The organism is Streptomyces sp. NPDC002144, assembly GCF_053593695.1.
This window is the reverse complement of the sequence record NZ_JBSFDB010000022.1, coordinates 87,292-109,145: the sequence shown is the minus strand read 5'-3', so window position 1 is coordinate 109,145 and position 21,854 is coordinate 87,292. Positions and strand designations below refer to the sequence as shown.

The 21,854-nt window shown below is 71.7% G+C and carries 21 protein-coding genes; 12 read left to right on the top strand and 9 right to left on the bottom strand.

Features of this window, described 5'->3' with window-relative positions:
• Positions 1 to 145: 145 nt before the first annotated feature.
• The 3 genes from ACWCQ1_RS29840 (at position 146) to ACWCQ1_RS29830 (ending at position 4,903) form a co-directional block, all read left to right on the top strand.
• Entirely contained in the window at positions 146 to 2,611 is a 2,466-nt protein-coding gene (locus ACWCQ1_RS29840; protein ID WP_451027776.1) for a beta-glucosidase, read from the top strand.
• Positions 2,608 to 4,167 (top strand): carboxylesterase/lipase family protein, encoded by a 1,560-nt coding sequence (locus tag ACWCQ1_RS29835; protein WP_451027775.1) that lies wholly within the window; start codon positions 2,608 to 2,610, stop codon positions 4,165 to 4,167. Before ACWCQ1_RS29840 ends, ACWCQ1_RS29835 begins: the two co-directional genes overlap by 4 nt.
• A gap of 85 nt (positions 4,168 to 4,252) precedes the next feature.
• Positions 4,253 to 4,903 carry a DedA family protein gene (locus ACWCQ1_RS29830; protein ID WP_133047537.1) on the top strand — a complete coding sequence of 217 codons (651 nt, stop codon included), beginning with the start codon at positions 4,253 to 4,255 and terminating at the stop codon, positions 4,901 to 4,903.
• A gap of 13 nt (positions 4,904 to 4,916) precedes the next feature.
• Here ACWCQ1_RS29830 and ACWCQ1_RS29825 read toward each other — a convergent pair whose 3' ends face one another.
• Entirely contained in the window at positions 4,917 to 5,450 is a 534-nt protein-coding gene (locus ACWCQ1_RS29825; protein ID WP_451027774.1) for a gamma carbonic anhydrase family protein, read from the bottom strand.
• 127 nt (positions 5,451 to 5,577) lie between these two features.
• Between ACWCQ1_RS29825 and ACWCQ1_RS29820 the strand changes: the two genes are divergently transcribed.
• Complete coding sequence (locus ACWCQ1_RS29820) at positions 5,578 to 6,906, top strand: diacylglycerol/lipid kinase family protein (protein ID WP_358604530.1); 1,329 nt, start codon at positions 5,578 to 5,580, stop codon at positions 6,904 to 6,906.
• A 54-nt stretch (positions 6,907 to 6,960) separates the two neighbouring features.
• Here the strand turns inward: ACWCQ1_RS29820 and ACWCQ1_RS29815 are convergent, their stop codons facing one another.
• From ACWCQ1_RS29815 to ACWCQ1_RS29805, 3 genes are read right to left on the bottom strand one after another with little or no spacing between them, the layout of a single operon-like run.
• Positions 6,961 to 9,738: a cation-translocating P-type ATPase gene (locus tag ACWCQ1_RS29815; protein WP_451027773.1), complete on the bottom strand. Its 2,778-nt coding sequence runs from the start codon at positions 9,736 to 9,738 to the stop codon at positions 6,961 to 6,963.
• On the bottom strand, positions 9,735 to 10,700 hold the full coding sequence (locus tag ACWCQ1_RS29810) for a polyphosphate kinase 2 family protein (protein WP_358604536.1): 966 nt from the start codon (positions 10,698 to 10,700) through the stop codon (positions 9,735 to 9,737). Before ACWCQ1_RS29810 ends, ACWCQ1_RS29815 begins: the two co-directional genes overlap by 4 nt.
• A 17-nt stretch (positions 10,701 to 10,717) precedes the next feature.
• On the bottom strand, positions 10,718 to 11,140 hold the full coding sequence (locus tag ACWCQ1_RS29805) for a DUF7144 family membrane protein (RefSeq protein ID WP_358604539.1): 423 nt from the start codon (positions 11,138 to 11,140) through the stop codon (positions 10,718 to 10,720).
• A gap of 183 nt (positions 11,141 to 11,323) precedes the next feature.
• On the opposite strand from ACWCQ1_RS29805, the gene ACWCQ1_RS29800 reads away from it, so the two are divergent.
• Positions 11,324 to 12,091 (top strand): acyltransferase, encoded by a 768-nt coding sequence (locus tag ACWCQ1_RS29800; protein ID WP_133047543.1) that lies wholly within the window; start codon positions 11,324 to 11,326, stop codon positions 12,089 to 12,091.
• A gap of 1 nt (position 12,092) precedes the next feature.
• Here the strand turns inward: ACWCQ1_RS29800 and ACWCQ1_RS29795 are convergent, their stop codons facing one another.
• Positions 12,093 to 12,950: an EamA family transporter gene (locus ACWCQ1_RS29795; protein WP_451027772.1), complete on the bottom strand. Its 858-nt coding sequence runs from the start codon at positions 12,948 to 12,950 to the stop codon at positions 12,093 to 12,095.
• A 139-nt stretch (positions 12,951 to 13,089) separates the two neighbouring features.
• Between ACWCQ1_RS29795 and ACWCQ1_RS29790 the strand changes: the two genes are divergently transcribed.
• Together ACWCQ1_RS29790 and ACWCQ1_RS29785 are read left to right on the top strand one after the other, a co-directional pair.
• Complete coding sequence (locus tag ACWCQ1_RS29790) at positions 13,090 to 13,662, top strand: helix-turn-helix domain-containing protein (protein ID WP_133047545.1); 573 nt, start codon at positions 13,090 to 13,092, stop codon at positions 13,660 to 13,662.
• A gap of 32 nt (positions 13,663 to 13,694) precedes the next feature.
• A complete protein-coding gene (locus ACWCQ1_RS29785) occupies positions 13,695 to 14,252 on the top strand; it encodes a YbaK/EbsC family protein (protein ID WP_451027771.1) in 558 nt (185 codons plus the stop codon).
• A 50-nt stretch (positions 14,253 to 14,302) separates the two neighbouring features.
• On the opposite strand, the gene ACWCQ1_RS29780 is transcribed toward ACWCQ1_RS29785, so the two are convergent.
• Positions 14,303 to 15,394 (bottom strand): cation diffusion facilitator family transporter, encoded by a 1,092-nt coding sequence (locus ACWCQ1_RS29780; protein WP_358603690.1) that lies wholly within the window; start codon positions 15,392 to 15,394, stop codon positions 14,303 to 14,305.
• Between the two features lie 62 nt (positions 15,395 to 15,456).
• Here ACWCQ1_RS29780 and ACWCQ1_RS29775 point away from each other — a divergent pair, with 62 nt between their 5' ends.
• Positions 15,457 to 15,816, top strand: a complete 360-nt coding sequence (locus ACWCQ1_RS29775) for an ArsR/SmtB family transcription factor (RefSeq protein ID WP_165955046.1) — start codon at positions 15,457 to 15,459, stop codon at positions 15,814 to 15,816.
• Positions 15,817 to 15,822: 6 nt separating this feature from the next.
• Here the strand turns inward: ACWCQ1_RS29775 and ACWCQ1_RS29770 are convergent, their stop codons facing one another.
• The 3 genes from ACWCQ1_RS29770 to ACWCQ1_RS29760 all read right to left on the bottom strand — a co-directional run bounded on the left by ACWCQ1_RS29770 (position 15,823) and on the right by ACWCQ1_RS29760 (position 19,377).
• Entirely contained in the window at positions 15,823 to 17,040 is a 1,218-nt protein-coding gene (locus ACWCQ1_RS29770) for a 4-hydroxybenzoate 3-monooxygenase (protein WP_451027770.1), read from the bottom strand.
• A gap of 79 nt (positions 17,041 to 17,119) precedes the next feature.
• Positions 17,120 to 18,757, bottom strand: a complete 1,638-nt coding sequence (locus ACWCQ1_RS29765; protein WP_133047550.1) for an APC family permease — start codon at positions 18,755 to 18,757, stop codon at positions 17,120 to 17,122.
• A 212-nt stretch (positions 18,758 to 18,969) separates the two neighbouring features.
• Positions 18,970 to 19,377: a CoA-binding protein gene (locus tag ACWCQ1_RS29760; RefSeq protein ID WP_133047551.1), complete on the bottom strand. Its 408-nt coding sequence runs from the start codon at positions 19,375 to 19,377 to the stop codon at positions 18,970 to 18,972.
• A 144-nt stretch (positions 19,378 to 19,521) separates the two neighbouring features.
• Here ACWCQ1_RS29760 and ACWCQ1_RS29755 point away from each other — a divergent pair, with 144 nt between their 5' ends.
• From ACWCQ1_RS29755 to ACWCQ1_RS29740, 4 genes are all read left to right on the top strand, one after another.
• The gene (locus tag ACWCQ1_RS29755) at positions 19,522 to 20,286 is read left to right on the top strand and encodes a hypothetical protein (protein WP_133047552.1); all 765 of its coding nucleotides are present in this window, start codon (positions 19,522 to 19,524) and stop codon (positions 20,284 to 20,286) included.
• Positions 20,283 to 20,828 (top strand): SixA phosphatase family protein, encoded by a 546-nt coding sequence (locus ACWCQ1_RS29750; RefSeq protein WP_133047553.1) that lies wholly within the window; start codon positions 20,283 to 20,285, stop codon positions 20,826 to 20,828. The genes ACWCQ1_RS29755 and ACWCQ1_RS29750 overlap by 4 nt, the downstream gene beginning before the upstream one ends.
• Before the next feature lie 86 nt (positions 20,829 to 20,914).
• Entirely contained in the window at positions 20,915 to 21,145 is a 231-nt protein-coding gene (locus tag ACWCQ1_RS29745; protein ID WP_358603698.1) for a hypothetical protein, read from the top strand.
• Between the two features lie 25 nt (positions 21,146 to 21,170).
• Positions 21,171 to 21,797: a YigZ family protein gene (locus ACWCQ1_RS29740; protein WP_451027769.1), complete on the top strand. Its 627-nt coding sequence runs from the start codon at positions 21,171 to 21,173 to the stop codon at positions 21,795 to 21,797.
• The last annotated feature ends 57 nt before the right edge of the window (positions 21,798 to 21,854 follow it).

Below are 21,854 nucleotides of genomic sequence, written 5' to 3'. Positions count from 1 at the left end.
AGTTTTCCCGCCGCGCCACCGGTGTCCAACGGGTCGTCACCTGCATCTGCCGCACGCCGCGTTCAGATGCCGAACACACCCCGGAACGCCATGGCGTGACTGCGGTTCACATCGTCGTGCCCGCACACCGAAGGAGTGACGGCTCATGTCCGACACCGTCTCCCGGCGATCCGCCCTGCGTCTGATGGGCGGCGCGATCGCCGTCGCCGCGGCGGCCACCGGCGCTCTGACGCCTCCCGCCCACGCCCTGGCCAGACCCGAGGCGGGGGCCGGACCCCGCCTCGAAGGCCTCCTCGCCAAGCTCACCCTTGACGAGAAGATCTCCCTGCTGCACGGTGCCACCGACCCCGCCTCGCTCGGCCAGGCCGGCTACGTCCCCGGCGTGCGGCGCCTCGGCATACCTCCCCTGCGCCTGACCGACGGCCCGGCCGGCGTCCGCGTCACCCGCCACGCCACCGCCCTGCCCGCCCCGGTCCTGCTCGCCTCCGCCTTCGACCCCTCGCTCGCCCGCCGCTACGGCCGGGTCGTCGGCCGCGAAGGCCGCGCCCTCGGCCAGGACGTGCTCCTCTCCCCGATGGTCAATCTCATCCGCACCCCGTACGCGGGCCGCAACTTCGAGACCTTCAGCGAGGACCCGTTGCTCGCCTCCGACCTGGTCGCCGCCGAGATCAAGGGCATCCAGGACGAGCACCTCATCGCCACCGTCAAGCACTTCGCGATGAACAACCAGGAGCAGGACCGCATGTCGATCGACGTGCGGGTGGACGAACAGACCCTCCACGAGCTGGAGTTGCGCGGCTTCGAGGCCGCCATCGACGCGGGCGCGGGCGCCGTCATGGGCGCCTACAACAAGGTCAACGGCACCTTCTCCTGCGAGAACAAGACCCTCCTCACCGACATCCTGCGAGACCGCTGGGGCTTCGACGGCTGGGTGATGACCGACTGGTTCGCCGCACACAGCACCGTCGCGGCGATCACGGCGGGCCTCGACATGGAGATGCCCGACGGCACCTACTTCGGCACGGCGCTGAAGACGGCCGTGCAGAACGGCAGCGTGCCCGAGCGCCTCGTCGACCGTTCCGTCCGCCGCGTCCTGTCGGTCATGGACCGCTTCGGTCTGCTCGACGGCAGCGTGCCGCCCCGCCCCGACCGCGACGCGAAGGCGGGCGCGGCCGTGGCCCTGGAGGTCGCCAAGGCGGGCGCCACCCTCCTGCGCAACGAGAACCGCACCCTCCCGCTTACCCCCGGCGGCACGGTCGCCGTGATCGGCCCGACCGGCAGCCTGCCCTTCGTCAGCGGCGGCGGCAGCGCCCATGTCGTCCCCGATCACGCCGACAGCCCGCTCGACGCCATCAAATCCCGCGCGCGAAAGGTCACTTACGCCCTCGGTGAGGACCTGTTCGGCAAGGCGATCCCGGCCGCCGCACTCACCCCTGCCTTCGACAGCGAGGCCCAGAAGGTCGGCGTGGGCAAGGTCTGGACGTACGACGGCACGCTCACCGTCACCGCGTCCGACGAGTGGACCTTCGTCCTGCACTTCTCCTCCGCACCCACCGCCCGTCCCGAAGTCCTGCTCGACGGAACGGAGTTGTTCCCGCAGGCCGCCGGCTACGGCGAGTACTTCCAGGGCGGGCTGGTCTCTGCCGCCCCCGACGGACTGTCCGTACGCCGCAGGACACTGACGCTCGCCAAGGGTGCCCACACCCTGCGCATCACCGCGCAGGGAGGAGCCGACGGCCTGCTGTTCCGGCTGCGGCGCAGCACCGGAGCGACCCGCGCGCAGGACGTCGCCGAGGCCGTGAGCGCCGCCCGGTACGCGCGTGATGTGGTGCTGTTCGCCTACGAGGACGCCACCGAGGGCCTGGACCGCACCACCCTCGCCCTCCCCGGCCACCAGCGGCAGCTGATCGAGGCCGTCACCAAGGCCAACCCACGCACCACGGTGGTCCTCAACACCTCGTCCTCGACATCGATGCCATGGCTGAACTCCACCGGCGCCGTTCTGCAGATGTACTACCCGGGCCAGGAGGGCGCGGCCGCCACCGCGGCCGTCCTGTACGGCGAGTGCGACCCCGGGGGCCGTCTCACCCAGTCCTTCGCGGTCGACGACGCCCACCATCCCGTCGCCGGCGACCCGCGCCGCTACCCAGGGGTGAACGGCACCGAGGAGTACTCGGAGGGCATCCACGCCGGCTACCGCTGGTATGACGCCCAGGGCGAGCGCCCCCTGTTCCCCTTCGGGCACGGGCTGTCGTACACCTCCTTCTCCTACGGCCACCTGCGCGTACGCCGGGCCGGCCGCGGACTGCGGGTGTCCTTCACCGTCCACAACACCGGGCGCCGCGACGGGATCGCGGTCCCGCAGGTCTACGTCGGCCCGTCGCCCCACCTCCAACTCGACCAGGCCGTCAAGGTGTTGGCCGGCTACCGGCGGGTGGCGCTGCGGGCGGGGGAGCGGCGGCGTGTCGAGGTGGACATCGCCGCGCGCACCTTGTCCTCCTGGGACCCCAAGCGTCACGACTGGGTGCTCGGGACAGGCCGGCGCACCGTGTGGGCCGGCGCGTCCTCACGTGATCTGCGGCTGCGGACGAGCGTGGAGGTGGGCAAGTGATACGGCGCATCGTCATCGCACTGACAGCCCTCGCGGCGGCCTTCGTCGCCCCCGTGCCCGCCGCACAGGCGGCCTCCCACGGCGATGGCACGGTGGTGCGCACCGACGCCGGCCGCGTGCGGGGCGAAACCACCACGGAGGGACGGCAGTTCCTCGGCATTCCCTACGCCCAACCCCCGGTCGGCGCGCTCCGCTGGCGCGATCCACGGCCCGCCCGGCCGTGGCACGGGGTCCGTTCGGCGCGCTCCTTCGGCAACAAGTGCGTCCAGGCGCCGAGTTGGGACCCCGGCTACGAGCAGCCGTCGTACACCGAGGACTGCCTCGATCTGAACGTCTACGTCCCCCGGGGCTCCGCCCGGCGCGCGGTGCTCGTCTGGTTCCACGGCGGCGGCCTGACCGCGGGTGCCGGACAGGACATCGTGCCCGACACCTTCGCGCGGACGACCGGCACGGTCGTCGTCACCGTCAACTACCGCCTCGGTGCGATGGGTTTCCTGGCCGCTTCCGGCCTCGACAAGGAGGCGCGGGACGGGGTCTCCGGCAACTTCGGCATGCTCGACCAGCAGGCCGCGCTGCGCTGGGTGCGCGCCAACATCGGCCGCTTCGGCGGCGACCCGGGCCGCGTCACCATCGCCGGCGAGTCGGCGGGCGGCCGCTCGGTCTGCACCCAGCTGGCCTCACCGACGGCGAAGGGCCTGTTCCGCGCCGGCATCATCGAGAGCGGTGCCTACGGCGACTGCGACGCCCGCACCCACGCGGACGCGGTGGCCCAGGGAGCCGACTTCGCCCAGAAGCTCGGCTGCGCGACCGTGGCCTGTCTGCGTGGCAAGTCCGCCCGCGAGATCCTCGAGGCGCAGGGTGACGGCGACTGGGGTCCGGTGACCGGCGGCGCCTTCCTGCCCGTGCAGCCCGCACAGGCCATCGCGAACGGGACGGCCTCCCGGGTGCCCGTACTCAACGGCTCGAACAAGGACGAGGGACGCCTCTTCGCGTTCTCGCAGTTCGATCTGACCGGCAGACCGCTCACCGCCGAGCAGTATCCGGCGGCCATGCGCCAGGACTTCGGCGAGGCAGCCCTGGCCCGCTACCCCCTCTCCGCCTACCCGACCCCGACCATCGCCTACGCCACGGCACTCGGCGACGTCCTCTTCAGTTGTCCCGCGCTTCGACTCGACGGCCTCCTGAAGACCCGGGCCCCCGTCTATTCGTACGAGTTCGCGGACCGCACCTCCCCGCCCTTCGCCTCCCTGCGCAACCTGCACACCGACTTCGACTTCGGCGCGACCCACGTCGACGAGCTCCAGTACCTCTTCAAGCACTTCGGTCTGGAGTCCCCGTTGAACGCGGAGCAGAAGGTGCTGGCGGGGCAGATGGTGCAGTACTGGGGATCCTTCGTCCGGGACGGGGTGCCGCGAGCCATTGCACAGCCCCCGATGCCCGCCGGACCAGGGGTGGTCCTCTCCCTGAAGACGGCCTCGAAGGGCGGGAACACCCTGAGCGGCACGGTGCACCGGGAGCACCGGTGTGATCTCTGGGACGGCACCGCGACGGGCTGACCCGGTAGGCTTCCCGGCATGCGCCCCCGTGCGGCGCATGCCGGGAACGCGGCTGTCAGGGTTCACGAATGGGGAGGAACCGGCGTTGCACGTCCAGGAGTGGCTCGACACGGTGCCCGCGGCTGCCGTCTACGCCGTGGTGGCGCTGGTCATCGGCCTCGAGAGCCTGGGCGTACCGCTGCCGGGCGAGATCGTCCTGGTCTCCGCGGCTCTCATGTCCTCCCAGCACTCCGGCATCAACCCGGTTGTCCTCGGCGCCTGCGCCACCCTCGGCGCGGTCATCGGCGACTCCATCGGCTACGCCATCGGCCGCAAGGGCGGCCGGCCACTGCTCGCCTGGCTCGGCAGGAAGTTCCCCAGACACTTCAGCGAGGGCCATGTCGCCACCGCCGAGCGCTCCTTCGAGAAGTGGGGCATGTGGGCCGTCTTCTTCGGCCGCTTCATCGCCCTCCTGCGCATCTTCGCCGGCCCCCTCGCGGGTGTCCTCCACATGCCGTACTGGAAGTTCCTGATCGCCAACGTCCTCGGCGGCATCTGCTGGGCGGGCGGCACCACGGCGGTCATCTACTACGTCGGTGTGGTCGCCGAGGACTGGCTGAAGCGCTTCTCGTACGTGGGGCTGGCGGCGGCGGTGCTGGTCGGTGTGGCGTCGATGCTGGTCGTACGGCGCAAGGCCAGGAAGGCGGCGGCGGAGCGGGAAGCCGCCGAGTCGGAGCCGGTCCCCGCCGCCGACTGACGTCCACGACGGGCTACGGCTTCTCGTGCACCTCCTGGTGCGCCTTGGCGAGTTCGGCGTAGAGCGATCCGTTCAGCGTGATCCCTTGGCGCTCCTCGTCCGTGAGCGGCCTCTTGACCTTGGCGGGTACCCCCGCCACCAGTGACCCCGGCGGCACCTGCATCCCCTGCGGCACCAGTGCCTGCGCGGCGACCAGCGACCCCTCGCCGATCACGGCGCCGTTCAGCACGGTCGCGCCCATCCCGATGAGGCAGTCGTCCCCCACGGTCGCCCCGTGCACCACCGCGTTGTGACCGACGGAGACCCGCTCCCCGACATGGACCGGGAACCCCGGGTCCGCGTGCAGGGTGCAGTTGTCCTGGATGTTGGCCTGGGCCCCGACGAAGATCCGCTCGACATCGCCCCGCAGCACGGCGCCGTACCAGACGCTCGCGCCCGCCTCCAGCGTCACGTCCCCGATCACCGACGCCGTCGGCGCGACGAACGCCTCCCCGTCGATCCTCGGTTCCTTCCCGCCGATGCCCGTGATCAGTGCCTTGCCCGCCATCACCGCTCCACCTTCCGTCCTGGTACCGGCACGGTAGGCGATGAGCGGCCACGATGTGCTGCCGGGGGCGGCACATCGCCTGTGGAGGGTGATGCCGGCCGGGCCGCGGGAGGCCGACCGTGGAGTCATGGAATTCACGACTCCACGGCAGCGCTGGCTGGCACGGACATCGCTGGTGGCCGGGGCCGCCGCGGTCGCCGTCCTCGCCGTGTTCGGCGGTCTGCGGACGGTGGGCCTGCTGACCGTCGGACTGACCGGTACCGCGGTCACGTTCGTGGCCGTCTCGTGGGCGGTCCGCCGGCCGGGCCCCTCCCGCCCGCTCGCCGTTCTGCTCGCCTGCGCCGCCCCCGTCTGGGTGCTGGTGGTCTACAACCGCGCCCATCTGGGCTGGGTCGTCGCCGCGGCCTGGGCGCTGTGGCTGCTCGCCATCGCGTCCGGCCGCGACGCCCTCGCCCGGACCGACGCGCCGCTCCCGCTGGCGGAGCGGCCGGCGCCGCCCGCCCGGCACGCCGTGTTGATCATGAATCCACGGTCCGGGGACGGCAAGGTCGAACGCTTCCGGTTGCGCGAGAAGGCCGAGTCCCTCGGGGCACGGGTGGTGCTGCTGGAGGGCCCGGGCGAGACAGATGTCGCGGGACTCGCCCGCAAGGCCGTCGAGGAGGGCGCGGACCTGCTGGGCGTCGCGGGCGGCGACGGCACCCAGGCCCTGGTCGCCGATGTCGCCGCGTCGTTCGGTATCCCGTTCCTGGTGATCCCCGCCGGGACCCGCAACCACTTCGCACTCGACCTCGGCCTGGACCTCGACGATCCGTCCGCGGCCCTGGACGCACTGCGCGACGGCGTGGAGCTGAGGGTCGACCTGGGCCGGGCCGGCGCCCGGCCGTTCGTCAACAACGTGTCGTTCGGCGCCTACGCCGAGGTCGTACGGAGTCCCGCCTACCGCGACGGCAAGACCCGGACCACCCTGGAACTCCTGCCGGACCTGCTCCTCGGCCACCCGGGCGCCGTCCTGCTCGCCCAGGCCGGACGGACGGTCTTCACCGCACCGCAGGCCCTGCTGGTCAGCAACAACCGCTACGGCACCAGCGACATCGCCGGCCTGGGGCGCCGGGCACGTCTGGACGGCGCGGAGCTGGGAGCCGTGGGCGTCGACGTGAACAGCGCCGCACAGGCCGCCGGGCTGCTGCGCGGGCGGCGCGCCGCCGGACTGACCTGGACGACGGCCAGGCGTGTGGTCGTCGACGCCGACCGGCCCTCCCTCCGCGTCGGCGTCGACGGTGAGGCGCTGACCCTGCCCGCCCCCGTGCGCTGCGAGATCCGGCCCCGGGCGCTGCGGGTACGGGTGCCACGGCAGCGCCCGGGGAAGCGCGCGGCGCGACCGCGGTCGGCCTGGCGCCACCTCCTGCGGCTGAGCCGCCCGGCACTGCGACGCGAAAGAAGGACGCCGTCGCCCTGACCGGCGCCACGGCGACTCCCGCGTCCCCGTCCCGCTCCCTGCGGACCACCTCCGTCAGCCCGTGGCCCCCGCCTGAGGCATGCGGCTGCGGGCGATGGCCTTGCCCAGTTCCCACAAGGCCAGCAGGGCGAGCGCCGGCAGCAGGGCCCAGCCGAACTGGCCCAGGGTGAGCGGTGTCGTACCGAGCAGGCGGTTGAAGACGTCCGTCTGGGTCGCCAGGACCGCGAGGACGAACTCACCGAACATCGCCCAGTTCATCTGCCTGCTGTCGAACGTGTCCGTGGTCAGGGCCGTCTCCGTCTCGCTGCGGCACTCGACGGCGGCGACGATCAGGCACAGCGCGAACGAGGTGAACGCGATGGAGTTGCCGATCCCGACGCTGTCGAAGCGGACCTCGCCCAGCTTGATCAACGACAGCAGCCCGATCGTGATCGCCAGCCCGGCGAGACCGACCGTGACCATCAGACCCGGCGTCATCACGGGTTCGCCGCGAGGCCGCGGCCTGCGGGACATCAGCCCGGGACTGACCCGGTCGAAGCCCAGCGCGAAGCCGAACGCGGCGTTGACGAAGAAGTGGATCCACAGCACCTGGGCCGGCGTGAACGGCTCACCGCCCGCGATGTTGAACAGGGACGCCCCGAGGAAGGTCAGCACGAACACGACCAGCAGAACCAGCACGAAGCGGATGTACTTGGTGAGGTTGTCGTAGATCTTCCGCCCCTGCTCCACCGCGAAGACGATGGTGGCGAAGTTGTCGTCGGACAGGATCAGCCGCCCGGCGTTCTTGGCCACCTCGGTGCCGGAGCCCATGGCGATCCCGATGTCCGCCGCCTTGATGGCCGGAGCGTCGTTGACGCCGTCCCCGGTCATCGCGACCACCTCGCCCTTCTTCTTCAGCGTGTCGGCGAGGAGCACCTTGTGCTCGGGGGCGACCCGGCCGATCACACCGATGCCCTCGATGCGGTCCAGCCGTTCCTGCTCGCCGAGCGCGGCGAAGTCGGAGCCGAGGACGGCCTCGCCCTCGATGCCGACCTGCTCCGCGATCGCGGCTCCCGTGACGACGTCGTCACCGGTCACCATCCGCACCCGGATGTTGGCGGCCCGCGCCCCGGCCACCGCCTTCTTCGACTCCTCGCGCGGCGGATCCTCCATCCCGACCAGGCTGGCCACCCGCACGCCCGTGACCAGGGCGAGCAGGTCCCCGTCGGCGGCGAAGCCGTCCGGGGCGACGTCGACGGTGGCGGCGGCCATCACCCGGCGCCCCGCGCGTTCCATCCGCTCCATCTCCTCGTGGGCCCGCTTGTCGAGCTCCGAGTTCCAGGGAATGTTCGTGCCGTCGCTCAGGGCCGTCGCCGCCCGTGCCATCACAGCTGGCGCGGCCCCCTTCACGAAGCACCGCACGACCGGCCTGCCGCGGCCGTCGGTCGCGGAGTGGAAGGTGGCCATCAGCTTGTACGAGGGGTCGAAGGGCAGAGTCGCCAGCCGTGGGAACCGCTCCCGGGTCGCCTCCAGGTCTAGGCCGGCCTTGTGACACAGCACCAGCAGCGCCCCTTCGGTGGGGTCTCCCACCACCCGGCCGTCGACCAGCTTGGCGTCGTTCGCCATGAGATAGGGCAGGATCGCGTCCTCGATGCCCGAGGAACGCCCGACGGCGTGGTGGATCCGGCCCTCGAGCTCGTATCCGGAGCCCGAGACGGTGTAGCGGTCGAAGGCGTCCACGACCTCGACGGCCGTCATCTGGTTCAGCGTCAGGGTGCCGGTCTTGTCGGAGTTGATCGCCGAGGTGAAGCCCAGCGTCTCCACCGACGGGAGGTCCTTGACGATCGCGTGATGCCGGGCGAGGTCCAGTCCGCCCAGCGACAGGATCGTCTGGGTCACCGTGGGCAGGGCCTCGGGGATGGCCGCGATCGCCAGCGACACGGCGGCCACGAACAGCGCGTCCCACGCCTCGCCGCGGGCCCGGCCCAGGACGAACATCACGATCATGGTGAGGCCGGCCGCGCTCGCGATCCACAGGGTCAGCCGGTCCAGTTCACGGGTCAGTGGCGAGGCCTCCCGCGGGGTGGCCGAGAGCATCCCGGAGATCTTGCCCAGTTCCGTGTCGGCGCCCGTGCCGGTGACGAGCATGACGCCACTGCCGTGGGTGACAGGGGTGTTCATGAACGCCGTGTTCGTACGGTCCCCGGGCCCGAGCCCCTCACCGCGCACGATCGCGGTGTCCTTGGCGGCGGGTGTGCTCTCGCCGGTCAGCGCCGACTCGTCGATCTGCAGCGCGCTCGCGGCGACGAGCCGGCCGTCGGCGGGCACGTCGTCGCCGGCCGCGATCAGCGCGACGTCCCCGGCGACGACATCCTCGGCCGGTATCTCCGTCTCCGTCCCGTCCCGCCGCACCCGGGCCGTCGCCTTCATCATCGACTTCAGGGCGTTCATGGCGCTGTCGGCCTTGCCCTCCTGGCGCATGCCGATGACCGCGTTGAGCACGGTCAGGACGAGCAGGAGTACGGCCGTGCCCCACTCCTGGATGGCCAGCGACACGATCGCCGAGGCGACCAGGATGATCTGCATGTAACTGCGGTACTGGTCCAGCAGACGGCGCCAGCCGGGCCGGGGCTGTTCCTCCGGCAGGGCGTTGGGACCGTCGCGGGTGAGCCGCTTCGCCGCCTCCGCGGCGCTGAGTCCGGACCGGGGGTCCACACCGAGGGCACTCGCCACGGCCCCGGGCGACTGCGCGTACCACGGCTCGGCAGTCAACGTCCCGCTCTGTTCCCCGTCCGCCGGGGAGCTCGGGGAGTTCGCGGAGCTCGGGGAATTCGGGGAGCCCTGGGAGGTCATTTGCCGTGCCCGCCCTTCCGGTGGGCCACCGAGGCGGCGTACGGATCGGCCGGTGCGCCGGGCGGTGCCTCGGCCTCCAGGTCCTCCTTCACCATGGACAGTTCGTGCCGGGCCTTCTCGCCGACCTCCGGGTACCGCGGGTCGATGTCGATCAGCGTGTGGGCGAGCACGGCGGCCGCGCAGATCCTGGCGAACCACTTGTGGTCGGCGGGTACGACGTACCAGGGGGCCCAGCGGGTGCTGGTGGCGGACAGCATGCGGGAGAACGCGTGCTGGTAGTCGTCCCACCAGGCCCGTTCGCGGACGTCCGAGGCCGAGAACTTCCAGTTCCGTTCGGGTACGTCGATCCGCTTGAGGAAACGGGCGCGCTGTTCCTCCTTGGAGAGGTTCAGGAACAGCTTCACCACACGGAAGCCGTTGTCGTACAGATACCGCTCCCAGTCGTTGATCTCCCGGTAGCGCCGCCGCCACACGCCCTTGGCCTTCGCCTCCTCCGGCAGCCGCTGGCGCTCCAGCAGCTCGCTGTGCACCCGCACCACCAGCACCTCCTCGTAGTGCGAGCGGTTGAAGATGCCGATCTCACCGCGCCGGGGCAGCCGGCAGGCGTAGCGCCACAGGTAGTCGTGGTCGAGTTCCTCGTTCGAGGGCACCTTGAAGTTCGCCACGTGGACGCCCTGGGGGTTCACCCCGGTCATCACGTGCCGGATGGTGCCGTCCTTGCCGCCCGCGTCCAGGGCCTGCAGACACAGCAGGACCCCGTATCGGCCCTCTGCGGCCAGCCGGCGCTGGTAGTCGGCCAACAGGGCGACGCCCGTCCGCAGCAGTTCCCGGCCTTCCTTCTTGCCGCCGATCCCGCCCTTGAAGCCGGGGTCGAAGTCGGTGGCGAGATCCACCTTCGACCCCGGCTTCACCCGCAGCGGTGCGATGAACTCGGCGATGCGCTCGGCCCGTTCGTCCGTCATGGTGGTCGCCCGGCCCGTCAGGAGGGCTCCCGGTCCCGTTCCACCACGCACAGGGCCCAGATGACGAAGGCGTACAGCGCGATCAGGGTCAGGGACCAGAACGGGTAGTAGGGGACGTCCAGGAAGTTCGCGACGATCGCCAGCGCCGCGATGCCCACGCCCAGCACGCGTGCCCAGGTCGCCACCACGACGAGCCCGAGACCGACGACGAGGGCGACGGTTCCGACGGCCAGATGGATCCAGCCCCAGCTCGTCAGGTCGAACTGGAAGGTGTAGTTGCGGGTGTTGAGGAACACGTCGTCGTTCGCGACGGCCATGATGCCCCGCACGATGTCGAGGATGCCGCCCATGATGAGCAGGACGGCGCCGAGCGCGGTCAGTCCGCTCGCGGCCTGCTGGACGCCCTCGGAGCGGTGGTGCTTCACAGCGGTGGTGGCCATGGCTGGGACCTCCGTCCCTGGATCGGCCGCCGGTCGCGGCCCTGCTCCTCCACGCCTACTCCGCCGTCACCCGTTTCCGCGTCACCTTCTAAGGGTGATGCCGTCCGTCGCACTGCTGCGGTGGGGTGAAGATCACAGCCCCTCGACCTCATAAGGATGGCGAACGCTCAGTACGGTGACTGCGTGCCGAAGAGCAAGAACACGTTCTCATCCTGGCGGCGGAGTCTGACGCAGCGCGCCGTCCACGCGGGCTGGGCCTGGGTGCAGCGCACGGGCTCGGTGACGGCCGAGAGTCCCGGCCGCTTCCGCTTCGGCGCCCTCGGCGCGCACACCCGTCTGGCCTTCCCGCTCGGCACCGTCTTCGGCGAACCCTGGATCCACCTCGGCTCCCACTGCATCGTCGGCGAGCAGGTCACCCTGACGGCGGGTCTGATGCCCGACCTCGACCTCGGCCCCGAACCGATCCTGCGCATCGGCGACGGTGTGGTCCTGGGCCGCGGCAGCCATGTCATCGCCGACACCACGGTGACGATCGGCAGCGACTGCTACTTCGGGCCGTACGTCTACGTCACCTCCACGAACCACTCCTACGACGATCCGCACCAGCCGATAGGCAAGCAGTGGCCGCGCATGGAACCGGTGGAGATCGGCCCGGGCTGCTGGGTCGGCACGAACGCCGTGATCCTGCCCGGCGCGAAGATCGGCCGGAACGTGGTCGTCGCCGCCGGCGCGGTGGTCCGCGGTGTCGTGCCCGACCATGCCGTGGTCGCGGGCGCGCCGGCCCGGGTCGTACGGCGCTGGACACCCGCCGACGGCTGGCAGCCGCCGCTCAGGACGCCGGCGCCGGTGCCGATCCCCGACGGCGTGACGCCGGAGCAGCTGTGCGCCCTCTCGGAACTGGACGACGAGGCGGTGGCGCGGCTCGCCGAACTGGACGCCGAGCCCTCCTGACTCAGCCCGTGGCGAGCAGCAGCGTGCCGACGAGGGCGAGCCCGGCGCCCGCTGCCTGGATTGCGCGGAGCCGTTCGCGGAGGATGCCGCGGGCGGCGAGGGCGGTCACGACCGGGTAGAGCGAGGCGAGTACGGCGGCCACGGTGACGGGACCGTGCTGGGCGGCCACCGAGTAGGTGCCGTTCGCCGCGACGTCCGCGAGCCCGACGAAGGCGAGGGCCGGCAACGCGGCCCAGGGGAAGCGGCCACCGGGGAGAGCCTCGCCGCCCCGCCTCACGGAGACGTACAGGGCGACACCGCCCCCGAGCACGTTCGTCACGCGCTGCACGAACAGGGCGAGGAACAGGCCGGTGACGGTCGTCGACGCCTCCGCGATCAGTGCGAACACCGTGCCGAAACCGAGCGCCGCGATCAGCGTGAGCATGATCGCCCGGCGCTGCACGGCGGCGCCCCCGAGCCGCGGTCCGCCCGCGAGTACCACACCCGTGATGGCGACGGCGATCCCGGCCACCTGGGTCAGGCCGGGGCGCTCGCCGAGAAACAGGCCCACGCCGACGGGGACGGCCACACTCAGGGTCGCGAGCGGGGAGACGACCCCCATGGGACCCAGCGCCAGTGCCTTGTAGAAGGAGATCATCGCCACCGGCCCCGCGAGGCCCGCCGCGAAGGCGAACCACAGCCGCGGCCCGGCCTCGCTCCAGCCGCCCGTGGCCACGACGATCGCGCCCAGCACGGCCGCCGCGATCGCCTGCGAGACGACGACCACGGTCAGGGCCGGGGTGCGCCGGGTGAGCAGTCCGCCGCCGAAGTCGGCCAGGCCCCAGAGCAGGCTCGTGGCCAGGGCGAAGAATGCTGTCACGGCTCGCCTCGCAGTACAGTTCGGTGAACGATCGGGTGCACCTCACCGTAGTCCAGTGCGATGGACCCTGTCATCCAAGATATTGGCCTCCCGGTCATCAGGACGGTGACCTCCCGAGAACGTGGACATTGGACGGAACGTGTCGGACCTCGACCTGCTGAACCAGTCCCTGGCGCGCAACGTCAAGCGCTGGCGCAATGAGCGTGGCTTCACCCTGGACGCGCTCGCCGCCCGCGCCGGCGTCAGCCGGGGCATGCTGATCCAGATCGAGCAGGCCCGCACCAACCCGAGCATCGGCACCGTCGTGAAGATCGGCGACGCGCTCGGCGTCAGCATCACCACCCTGCTCGACTACGAACAGGGCCCGAAGGTCCGGATCGTCCCGGCCGACCAGGTGGTCCGGCTGTGGCACACCGACGCCGGCAGCTACAGCCGGCTCCTCGCCGGGACCGAGGCGCCGGGACCGCTGGAGATGTGGGAGTGGCGGCTGATGCCGGGGGAGGGCAGCAGCTCGGATCCGCACCCCGCCGGCACGGTGGAGATCGCCCATGTCACCGAGGGCGAACTGACCCTCACCGTCGAGGGCGCCGAGTATCGCGTCCCGGCCGGTGCGAGCGTCACCTTCGAGGCCAACGCCCCGCACGCCTACGGCAATCAGGGCGAGGTCCCCACCCGGCTCGTGCTGGCGGTCTCCGTCCCGCCCGTCCCCTGATCGGGCACCGGCCGCCCTGTTAGCGTGCCGTCATGGACGCACCCATCGGACACTTCGACACCGCCCTCCCCGCCCCCGACGCCCTCGGCGAACTGACAGCCCCGGTCGCCGCCGCCGTACGCGACTGGAGCGGCAGCGTCCCCGCCGAGCAGATCGTGTATGTCGACACCGATCCGCGGTGGGCCGACACCGCGGTCTTCGTCCAGCACTACGGGCAGGAGCTGCTGGAGAGGTCGGCGAACTGCGTGGTCGTCGCGGGCAAGCGGGGCGGCGGGACGACACTGGCCGCGTGCGTGGTGCTGTCCACGACCCGGGTCGACGTCAACGGCGTGGTGCGCCGCCAACTCGGCGCCCGCAAGGCCTCGTTCGCGTCGATGGACACGGCCACGGGGGAGAGCGGCATGGAGTACGGCGGCATCACCCCGATCGGACTCCCCGCCGACTGGCCCCTGTTGATCGACTCGGCCGTCGTCGACCTGCCGTACGTCCTGGTGGGCAGCGGCCGCCGCAGGGGCAAACTGCTGGTCCCGGGCAAGGCCTTCACCGAACTGCCGGGTGCCGTGGTGTTGGAGGGGCTCGGGGTGGCCTGACCCCGAGCCCCTCCAGAACCACGCCCCGGCGAGGAAGGGGATGGTCCGACTCAGGCCGCGGTGTGGTGCGCCAGCGCCCGGTGGGGGTCCTCCTCGCCCGGGGCCGGTGCCGGGTCCGCGTGGACCAGGGCCGCCGTCAGGCGCGGTACGGCGTGCAGCAGGGCGTGTTCCGCGTCGACGGCGATGCCGTGGGCCTGGCGTACCGTCGCCTCGCCGTCCACCACGACCGCCACCTCGGCGCGCAGCCGGTGCCCGATCCAGCGCAGCCGCAGCTCGCCGACCCCGCGCACGCCCGGCACCTCCCGCAGCGCCTGCTCCGCCCGGTCCACCAGGGCCGGATCGACGGCGTCCATCACCCGCCGGAAGACCTCGCGCGCCGCGTCCCGCAGCACCAGCACGATCGCCGCCGTGATCGCCAACCCGACGATCGGGTCGGCCAGTTGCCACCCCAGTGCCGAGCCGCCCGCGCCCACCAGCACGGCCAGCGAGGTGAATCCGTCGGTACGGGCGTGCAGTCCGTCGGCGACCAGCGCGGCGGAGCCGATCGAACGGCCGACCCGGATCCGGTACCGCGCCACCCACTCGTTGCCCGCGAACCCGGCCAGTGCCGCCACCGCCACCGCCGGGACATGCTCCACGGGCCGCGGATCGAGCAGCCGCCCGACCGCCGCCCATGCCGCGAAGGCGGCCGACGCGGTGATCGTCAGCACGATCACGATCCCCGCGAGGTCCTCGGCCCGCCCGTAGCCGTAGGTGAAGCGCCGCGTCGCCGCCCGGCGCCCCAGCACGAAGGCGATCCCGAGCGGTACGGCGGTCAGTGCGTCGGCGGCGTTGTGCACGGTGTCGCCGAGCAGCGCCACCGATCCGGACAGGACGACCACGACCGCCTGGACGAGCGCGGTCGCGCCCAGGACGGCGAGCGAGACCCAGAGGGCGCGCATGCCACGGGCCGAGGACTCCAGCGCGGAGTCCAGCTTGTCGGCGGTCTCGTGGGAGTGGGGGGTCAGCAGATGACCGAGGCGGTGGCGGAGGTCCGCCCGCCGGTGAGGGTGGTCGTGGCCGTGACGGTGTTCGTGAGCGGACTCGTGGCCATGGTGGTGTGCGTGGTCATGGTCATGCGCGTGGTCGTGCCGGTCGCTCACGTCGGTTCCCTTCCGGTGTCGCGGGAGTGGACGCGGGACGCCCACGAAGCCATTATGTGCGTATGAGCGCACGCATGCACCTATCAACTGCGCACGATGCGCATCCGCGCACCCCGGGCGAGGAGCAGTTCGCCCTCGCCGCCGAACTGCTCGCCCTCCTCGGTGACCGCACCCGCCTCACCCTGCTGCACGCTCTGACCTCGGGCGAGGCCGATGTCACGACCCTCACGGAGGCCTGCGGCGCGGCCCGGCCCGCGGTCAGCCAGCATCTGGCGCGGCTGCGCCTGGCGGGCCTGGTGACCACGCGGAAGGAAGGGCGGCGGGTGATCTACTCACTGCCCGACGGGCATCTGCGGCGGCTGGTGGACGAGGCCCTGAACGTGGCCGACCACCGGCTCAGCGACCGGCCCCTGCACGACTGAGGCGGGTCACCGGGGGATCGTGCCGAGGTATTGCTCGGCGAACGCGGCCGCCGCGGCAGGGGACTCGAAGAGGCGGCGCAGCCGGGCCAGCGTGGTGCCCGCCCGGTAGGCGTCGCCGGACGACGCGCCGTGGTACACCTCCGACAGCCACTGCGAGAACTCCTGGTAGCCCCACACCCGGCCCAGGCAGGCGTCGGAGTAGCCGTTCAGCCCGCCCGGTTCGCCCTTGGCGAGGTACGCCACGAGAGAGTCGCCGAGCAGGAAGGCGTCGTGCAGGGCGAGGTTCATGCCCTTCGCCGCGATGGGGGCGGTGAGGTGGGCGGCGTCCCCGGCGAGGAAGAGACGGCCGAACACCATGGGCTCGACGACGTAGTTGTGCATGTCGAGGACCCGCTTCTCGATCAGCCGGCCCTCGGTCAGCGGGGGCCGGTCGGCCGCGCCGAGGCGTTCCTGGAGCTCGGCCCAGACCCGCTCGTGGGACCAGTTGTCCGGGTCGTCGCCGGGCGGGCACTGAAGGTAGTAGCGGGTGACCTCCGGGCTGCGGGCCATGTGCCCCGCGAAGCCCCTCGGATGGACGCCGAAGACCACGCAGTCGCTGGACGGCGGGGCCTCGGCGAGCAGCGCCAGCCAACCCACGCCGTAGTCGTGCCGGGCGATCCGGGCCCGCTGCGGCAGCACGGTCCGCGTCACCCCGCGCGCCCCGTCGCAGCCGGCGACGAACTCGCAGTGCACCAGCACCCGTTGTCCGGTCTCCGGGTCGAGGTAGGACACGGTCGGCCGGTCCGAGTCCAGGCCGTGCAGCTGGACGTCGCGCACGCCGAACCGTATGGCTCCGCCGCGCACGTCGGCGTACTCGCGCACGAGGTCGGTCACCAGCAACGGCTGCGGATACACGAAATGGTGATGCCCCGTCAGTTCCTGGTACGAGAAGCGGTACCGCTGCCCCTCGAAGCGGAACTCGCACTCGGTGTGCAGCTGCGCGCGGTCCAACAGGTTCTCCGCGAGGCCCCGTTGCTCCAGCCCGCGCACCGCCCACTCCTCGATCACCCCGGCCCGGGGCCGCCGTTCGATGAACTCCCGGGTCTCGGTCTCCAGGACCAGACAGTCGACCGAGGCGGCCCGCAGGATGTTCCCGACGGTGAGACCGGCGGGCCCGGCGCCCACGATCACGACCGGAAAGCGCTGCGGGGAGGGCGAGTCGGGGTCCTGGGCGGGGAGAGTCACCCGAGCATTATGACGACGGCCCGCCGGCCACGGCAGGGGAGCCGCGGCCGGCGGGCCGTTCCGACCAGGAGGGGGCGGGTCAGTGCGCGGGCGCGTCCGTGACCACGACCTCCTCGATGCTGCGCTCGATCTCCTCCGGGCGGGAGGCGGTCGCCCGGGCCCAGTAGTAGATGCCGAGCGAGAACACGGCGATGATCAGGATGTCCCACCACAGACCGATGGTGCCGCTGCCGCCGAAGCCGCCCTCGGCGGAGATGAGGCCCAGGCCGATCAGGTAGACGGGCAGCCACTGGGCGGCCCGGAAGTCCATCCGCGGCGCGTCCGGCTGGTTGGTGGCGTTGGCCCACCAGGCGTAGCCGCCCAGCAGCAGATAGCCGAGGACGACCGCGATGCCCAGCCGCCACAGGGTGTCCCAGCCGGCCCAGTAGATGATCAGGTTGGCCACGATGAAGGACAGCGGCGAGATCACCTTGCCGGCGGGCAGCCGGTACGGGCGCTCGTGGTGCGGCAGCCGGTCGCTGAAGACGCCGTAGGCGAGCGGCGCGCCCGCGTACATCAGGACGCTCGCCGAGGTGATGAAGCCGACCAGTTCCTGCCAGCTCGGGAACGGCAGGAAGCACACCACGCCGGTCACGAACGAGATGATCAGACCGAACCAGGGCACGCCCCGCTTGTCGGTCTGGGCGAAGATCTTCGGCGCGTAGCCGTTCTTGGCCAGGCCGTAGGAGACACGGGAGGTGGCGGTGGTGTAGATCAGGCCGGTGCCGCCGGGCGAGATCACGGCGTCCGCGTACAGGACGACGGCGAGCCAGCCGAGACCCACCAGGGTGGCGAGGCCGGCCCAGGGGCCGCTGATGCCCGGGAAGTCGAGGTGCGCCCAGCCCTTGGCGAAGGTGTGGTGCGGCAGCGCGGCGATGAACACGACCTGCAGGGCGACGTAGATCACGGCGCCGATCGCGACCGAGCCGAGGGTCGCCCGGGGCAGGTCCCGTCGCGGGTTGCGGCTCTCGCCGGCCAGCTGGATGGCCTGTTCGAAGCCGAGCAGCGCGAAGATGATGCCGCTCCCGCTGATCGCACTGAGCACGCCCTTGGCGCCGAACGGCGCGAAGCCCTCCGAGGTGAAGTTGCCCGTGTGGAAGTTGCCCACGGCGACGATGAAGATCGCGGCCAGCGGCACGGCGATCTTCCACCAGGTGGCGGCGCTGTTGGTGTGCGCCAGCGCCCGTACGCCGAAGAAGTTGACCGCGACGAACACGGCCATGAGCAGTACGGCGACCACGAAACCGGAGGGCGTGAGGGTCTGGTCCTTGTGCTGCAGACCCTGCGCCCAGCTCCAGTGACCGGCGTAGCCGATCATCGCCTCGACCTCGATCGGCGCGACCGTCGCGGCCTGCAGCCAGGAGAACCAGCCGAAGGAGAGGCCGGCCAGGCCGCCGAAGGCGTAGTGCGGATAGCGGGCCGTGCCGCCGGCCACGGGGAACATGCCGCCGAGCTCGGCGTGCACGAGGGCCAGCAGGACGATGGCCACCGCGCCGATCAGCCACGAGATGATCGCCGCGGGTCCGGCCGCGACCACGGCCTTCTCGGCGCCGTACAGCCAGCCGGAACCGATGATCGAGCCGACGGATGCCCACATCAGACCGATCAGTCCGACGTCCCGCCGCAGGCTGGTCGGACCTCTGGTGCCCTCTGCCGAGGTCTGCTCGACGCTCACCATATTTTCAGCGACCTCTCACGAGTTGAATAGAACTTTTCAGTGCGTGCGACGTCGCAGATTACGAATCACCGGCGGGTAGCAGAAGACCCATGGTGAAGTTTTGACCAACGCCCGGTACGTTCCTGGACAGCGCTTCAGCCGCCCTGTAGGCACACGAAACCCCTGTGACCAGTGCAGCTGTTCACAGGGGCGGGGTCGGGACGCCGGGCCGGCTAGCCGAGGCGGGGTATCTCGATCGCGGGGCAGCGGTCCATGACCATGTCCAGTCCGGCGGCGCGAGTGCGCTCGTACGCGGCCTCGTCGATGACGTCGAGCTGGAACCAGACGGCCTGGGCACCCTTGGCGACGGCCTCGTCCGCGACCGCTCCGGCGAGGTCACTGTTGACGAAGACGTCGACGACGTCCACGTCGAAGGGGATGTCGGCGAGTGAGGCGTAGCCCTGCTCGCCGTGCACCGTCTCCGCCTTGGGGTGGACCGGGACGACCCGCTTGCCGAAGCGCTGCAGCACCTGGGCGACGCCGTACGCCGCGCGCCGCTGGTTCGACGAGAGGCCCACCACCGCCCAGGTGTCGCCGAGTTCGGTGAGGATCCTGCGGACCGTTGCCTCGTCGCCGTACACCCGGGCCTCCCTGAGCCGTCGTGAAGTGCTGTCGGAGGCGACAACCGAAGCCCTCGCGCGGGCATTCCTGAACGCGGCACGCCCTTCCACGGCGGTGACGAGGAGGCGCTGATTTCCCCCCCGCGTGTCAGGAATCCGCGCCGGATGCCTGCGCACGCGCGTGTGCCCGCCTACGCTCAGCCCGTGCTGCGCATCACCGACGCCCGAACCCGCCAGTCCGTCGAGGCCGCCCCCGCCCGCAGGGGGCTGACCCGGATCGAGGCCCATGTACCGAGCTTCGACACCGGCGCCCTGCGCGTGCTGCTCGTCGCCGATCTGCTCGTCCGCGCCCTGGAGCTGGGCGGCACCCCGGCGTGGGGGGTGCTGACCGGCGAGCGGGAGCAGTCGGAGTTGCGGGCCGGGTCCGCCGCGCTCGGTGTGCGGCCGTTCGAGGACCGCCGGGACGTCGGTTCCGGACTCGGCGAGGGGCAGGTCGTCCATGTCGTCGCCGAGGGGGGCGCCTCCCCCGAGGGGCTCAGGGTCGTCGTCGCCCCGGTCGACCCGGAGGAGCCCGGCGTGACCGAGGGCGCCGATCCGACCGCCCTGCGCCTCGCCCTGATCTCCCGGCGCCACGGCGAACCCGTGCGGCTCGACCGCGCAGCCCTCGCCGACGCCCACGCCACCCTCGTACGCTGGCGGCACGCGGTGGCCGCCTGGGCGCGGCAGCCGTCACGGCCCGTCCCCGACGAGGCGCGCACCCGCCTCCGTACCGCATGGGAGGACGATCTGGACATCCCCGCCGTGCTCCGGGCACTGACCTGGGTGGAGACCTCCGCCGACCTGCCGGAGGGCGCCCGCTTCGAGACGTACGCCTACGCCGACCGGCTCCTCGGCCTCGAACTCACCCGCGACCTGGGGTCCCCGTCGTGATCGCGCGCGCCGGAGCCGGTCCGCTGCGCCGCCTCGTGGTGCTGCGGCACGCCAAGTCGGCCTGGCCGGACGGCGTCCCCGACCACGAGCGCCCGCTCGCGCCGCGCGGCAGACGTGACGCGCCCGCGGCCGGCCGCGCGCTGGTCGAGGCCGACTGCCTGCCCGACCTCGCCCTGTGCTCCACCGCCGTACGCGCCCGCCAGACCTGGGAGCTGGCCTCGGCCCAATGGGGCACACCGCCGCCCGTACGGCAGGACCCGCGGCTGTACGCCGCCGATGTCACCGACCTGCTGGGGGTCGTGCACGAGGTGTCGCCCGAGGTGGAGACGCTGCTGCTGATCGGGCACAACCCCGGCCTGGAGGACCTGGTCCTGGAACTCGCCGGGGACAGTCTGGACGACACGCTGGACGAGGTACGGACGAAGTTCCCCACCTCGGCGATCGCCGTACTGGCCTGGCACGGCACCAGCTGGCAGTCCCTGGCCCCCGGCACCGCGCTGCTGACCGGGGTGATCGTGGCCCGCGGCAAGAAGGACCGCTGAGCACCGGCGATGACATCAGGGCAGGGAGACCTGCGCGTCGCGCCGAGGTTGCGTCACTCATCTACCGGAACGGGTGGGGTGGAATCGTGGTCGATGTCGTGCGTGTCATGGAGGCGCTGGCCGAGCAGGGCGTCACGGTGCTGTTCAAGGCGGATGCGGAGCGCATGCGTGACGGAGTGCGGCCGTGGACCTTCGTCGCGAGCGGTGCTCCCTTCCACGAGGACCTGCTCGTGCGTACCGATGCCGCCTCGGTGAAGGCGTGCCTGGAGATCTGTCTGCCGCAGCTGCGGGAGCGCGGACTGGTCGTCCCGGGGTGACGACCCGGTTGACTAGGCTGACCGGATGCAGGACGAGTACCGCACTGTCGCGCGCGTGGGTGTGCATGAGATCGAGGTCAACCGGTCGCGCTTTCTGTGCGCGCTCGCTCCGGCGGGCAGCGAGCAGGAGGCGCAGGACTTCATCGCCGCCGTCCGCAAGGAGCACGCGGACGCCACCCACAACTGCTGGGCCTACGTCATCGGTGCCGACGCCTCCGTCCAGAAGGCCAGCGACGACGGCGAACCGGGCGGTACCGCCGGCGTCCCCATGCTGCAGATGCTGCTGCGCCGCGAGATGCGGTACGTCGTCGCGGTCGTCACCCGCTACTACGGCGGCGTCAAACTCGGTGCGGGCGGCCTCATCAGGGCGTACGGCGGCGCGGTCGGCGAGGCCCTGGACACCCTCGGCACCCTCACCCGCCGCCGCTTCCGCCTCGCCACGGTGACCGTCGACCACCAGCGCGCCGGCAAGGTCCAGAACGACCTGCGGTCCACGGGACGCGAGGTGCGGGACGTGCGCTACGGCGAGGCGGTCACCATCGAGATCGGCCTCCCGGACGCCGACGTGGACGCCTTCCGCGCGTGGCTGGCCGACGCCACGGCCGGGACAGCGGGCTTCGAACTCGGCGGAGAGGCCTACGGGGACGCCTGACGTGCGGGATGAAACGGTCGTAACGGACGCACCCAGTACGGCTGATGACGGGCCGAT

What these genes read in the sequence shown, in the direction of transcription:
- ACWCQ1_RS29840 (WP_451027776.1), top strand. Translation starts at nt 146, where the DNA reads ATGTCCGACACCGTCTCCCGGCGATCCGCCCTGCGTCTGATGGGCGGC.
- ACWCQ1_RS29825 (WP_451027774.1), bottom strand. Translation starts at nt 5,450, where the DNA reads ATGGCGGGCAAGGCACTGATCACGGGCATCGGCGGGAAGGAACCGAGG.
- ACWCQ1_RS29820 (WP_358604530.1), top strand. Translation starts at nt 5,578, where the DNA reads ATGGAATTCACGACTCCACGGCAGCGCTGGCTGGCACGGACATCGCTG.
- ACWCQ1_RS29815 (WP_451027773.1), bottom strand. Translation starts at nt 9,738, where the DNA reads ATGACCTCCCAGGGCTCCCCGAATTCCCCGAGCTCCGCGAACTCCCCG.
- ACWCQ1_RS29810 (WP_358604536.1), bottom strand. Translation starts at nt 10,700, where the DNA reads ATGACGGACGAACGGGCCGAGCGCATCGCCGAGTTCATCGCACCGCTG.
- ACWCQ1_RS29805 (WP_358604539.1), bottom strand. Translation starts at nt 11,140, where the DNA reads ATGGCCACCACCGCTGTGAAGCACCACCGCTCCGAGGGCGTCCAGCAG.
- ACWCQ1_RS29785 (WP_451027771.1), top strand. Translation starts at nt 13,695, where the DNA reads ATGGACGCACCCATCGGACACTTCGACACCGCCCTCCCCGCCCCCGAC.
- ACWCQ1_RS29775 (WP_165955046.1), top strand. Translation starts at nt 15,457, where the DNA reads ATGAGCGCACGCATGCACCTATCAACTGCGCACGATGCGCATCCGCGC.
- ACWCQ1_RS29765 (WP_133047550.1), bottom strand. Translation starts at nt 18,757, where the DNA reads ATGGTGAGCGTCGAGCAGACCTCGGCAGAGGGCACCAGAGGTCCGACC.
- ACWCQ1_RS29755 (WP_133047552.1), top strand. Translation starts at nt 19,522, where the DNA reads ATGCCTGCGCACGCGCGTGTGCCCGCCTACGCTCAGCCCGTGCTGCGC.
- ACWCQ1_RS29740 (WP_451027769.1), top strand. Translation starts at nt 21,171, where the DNA reads ATGCAGGACGAGTACCGCACTGTCGCGCGCGTGGGTGTGCATGAGATC.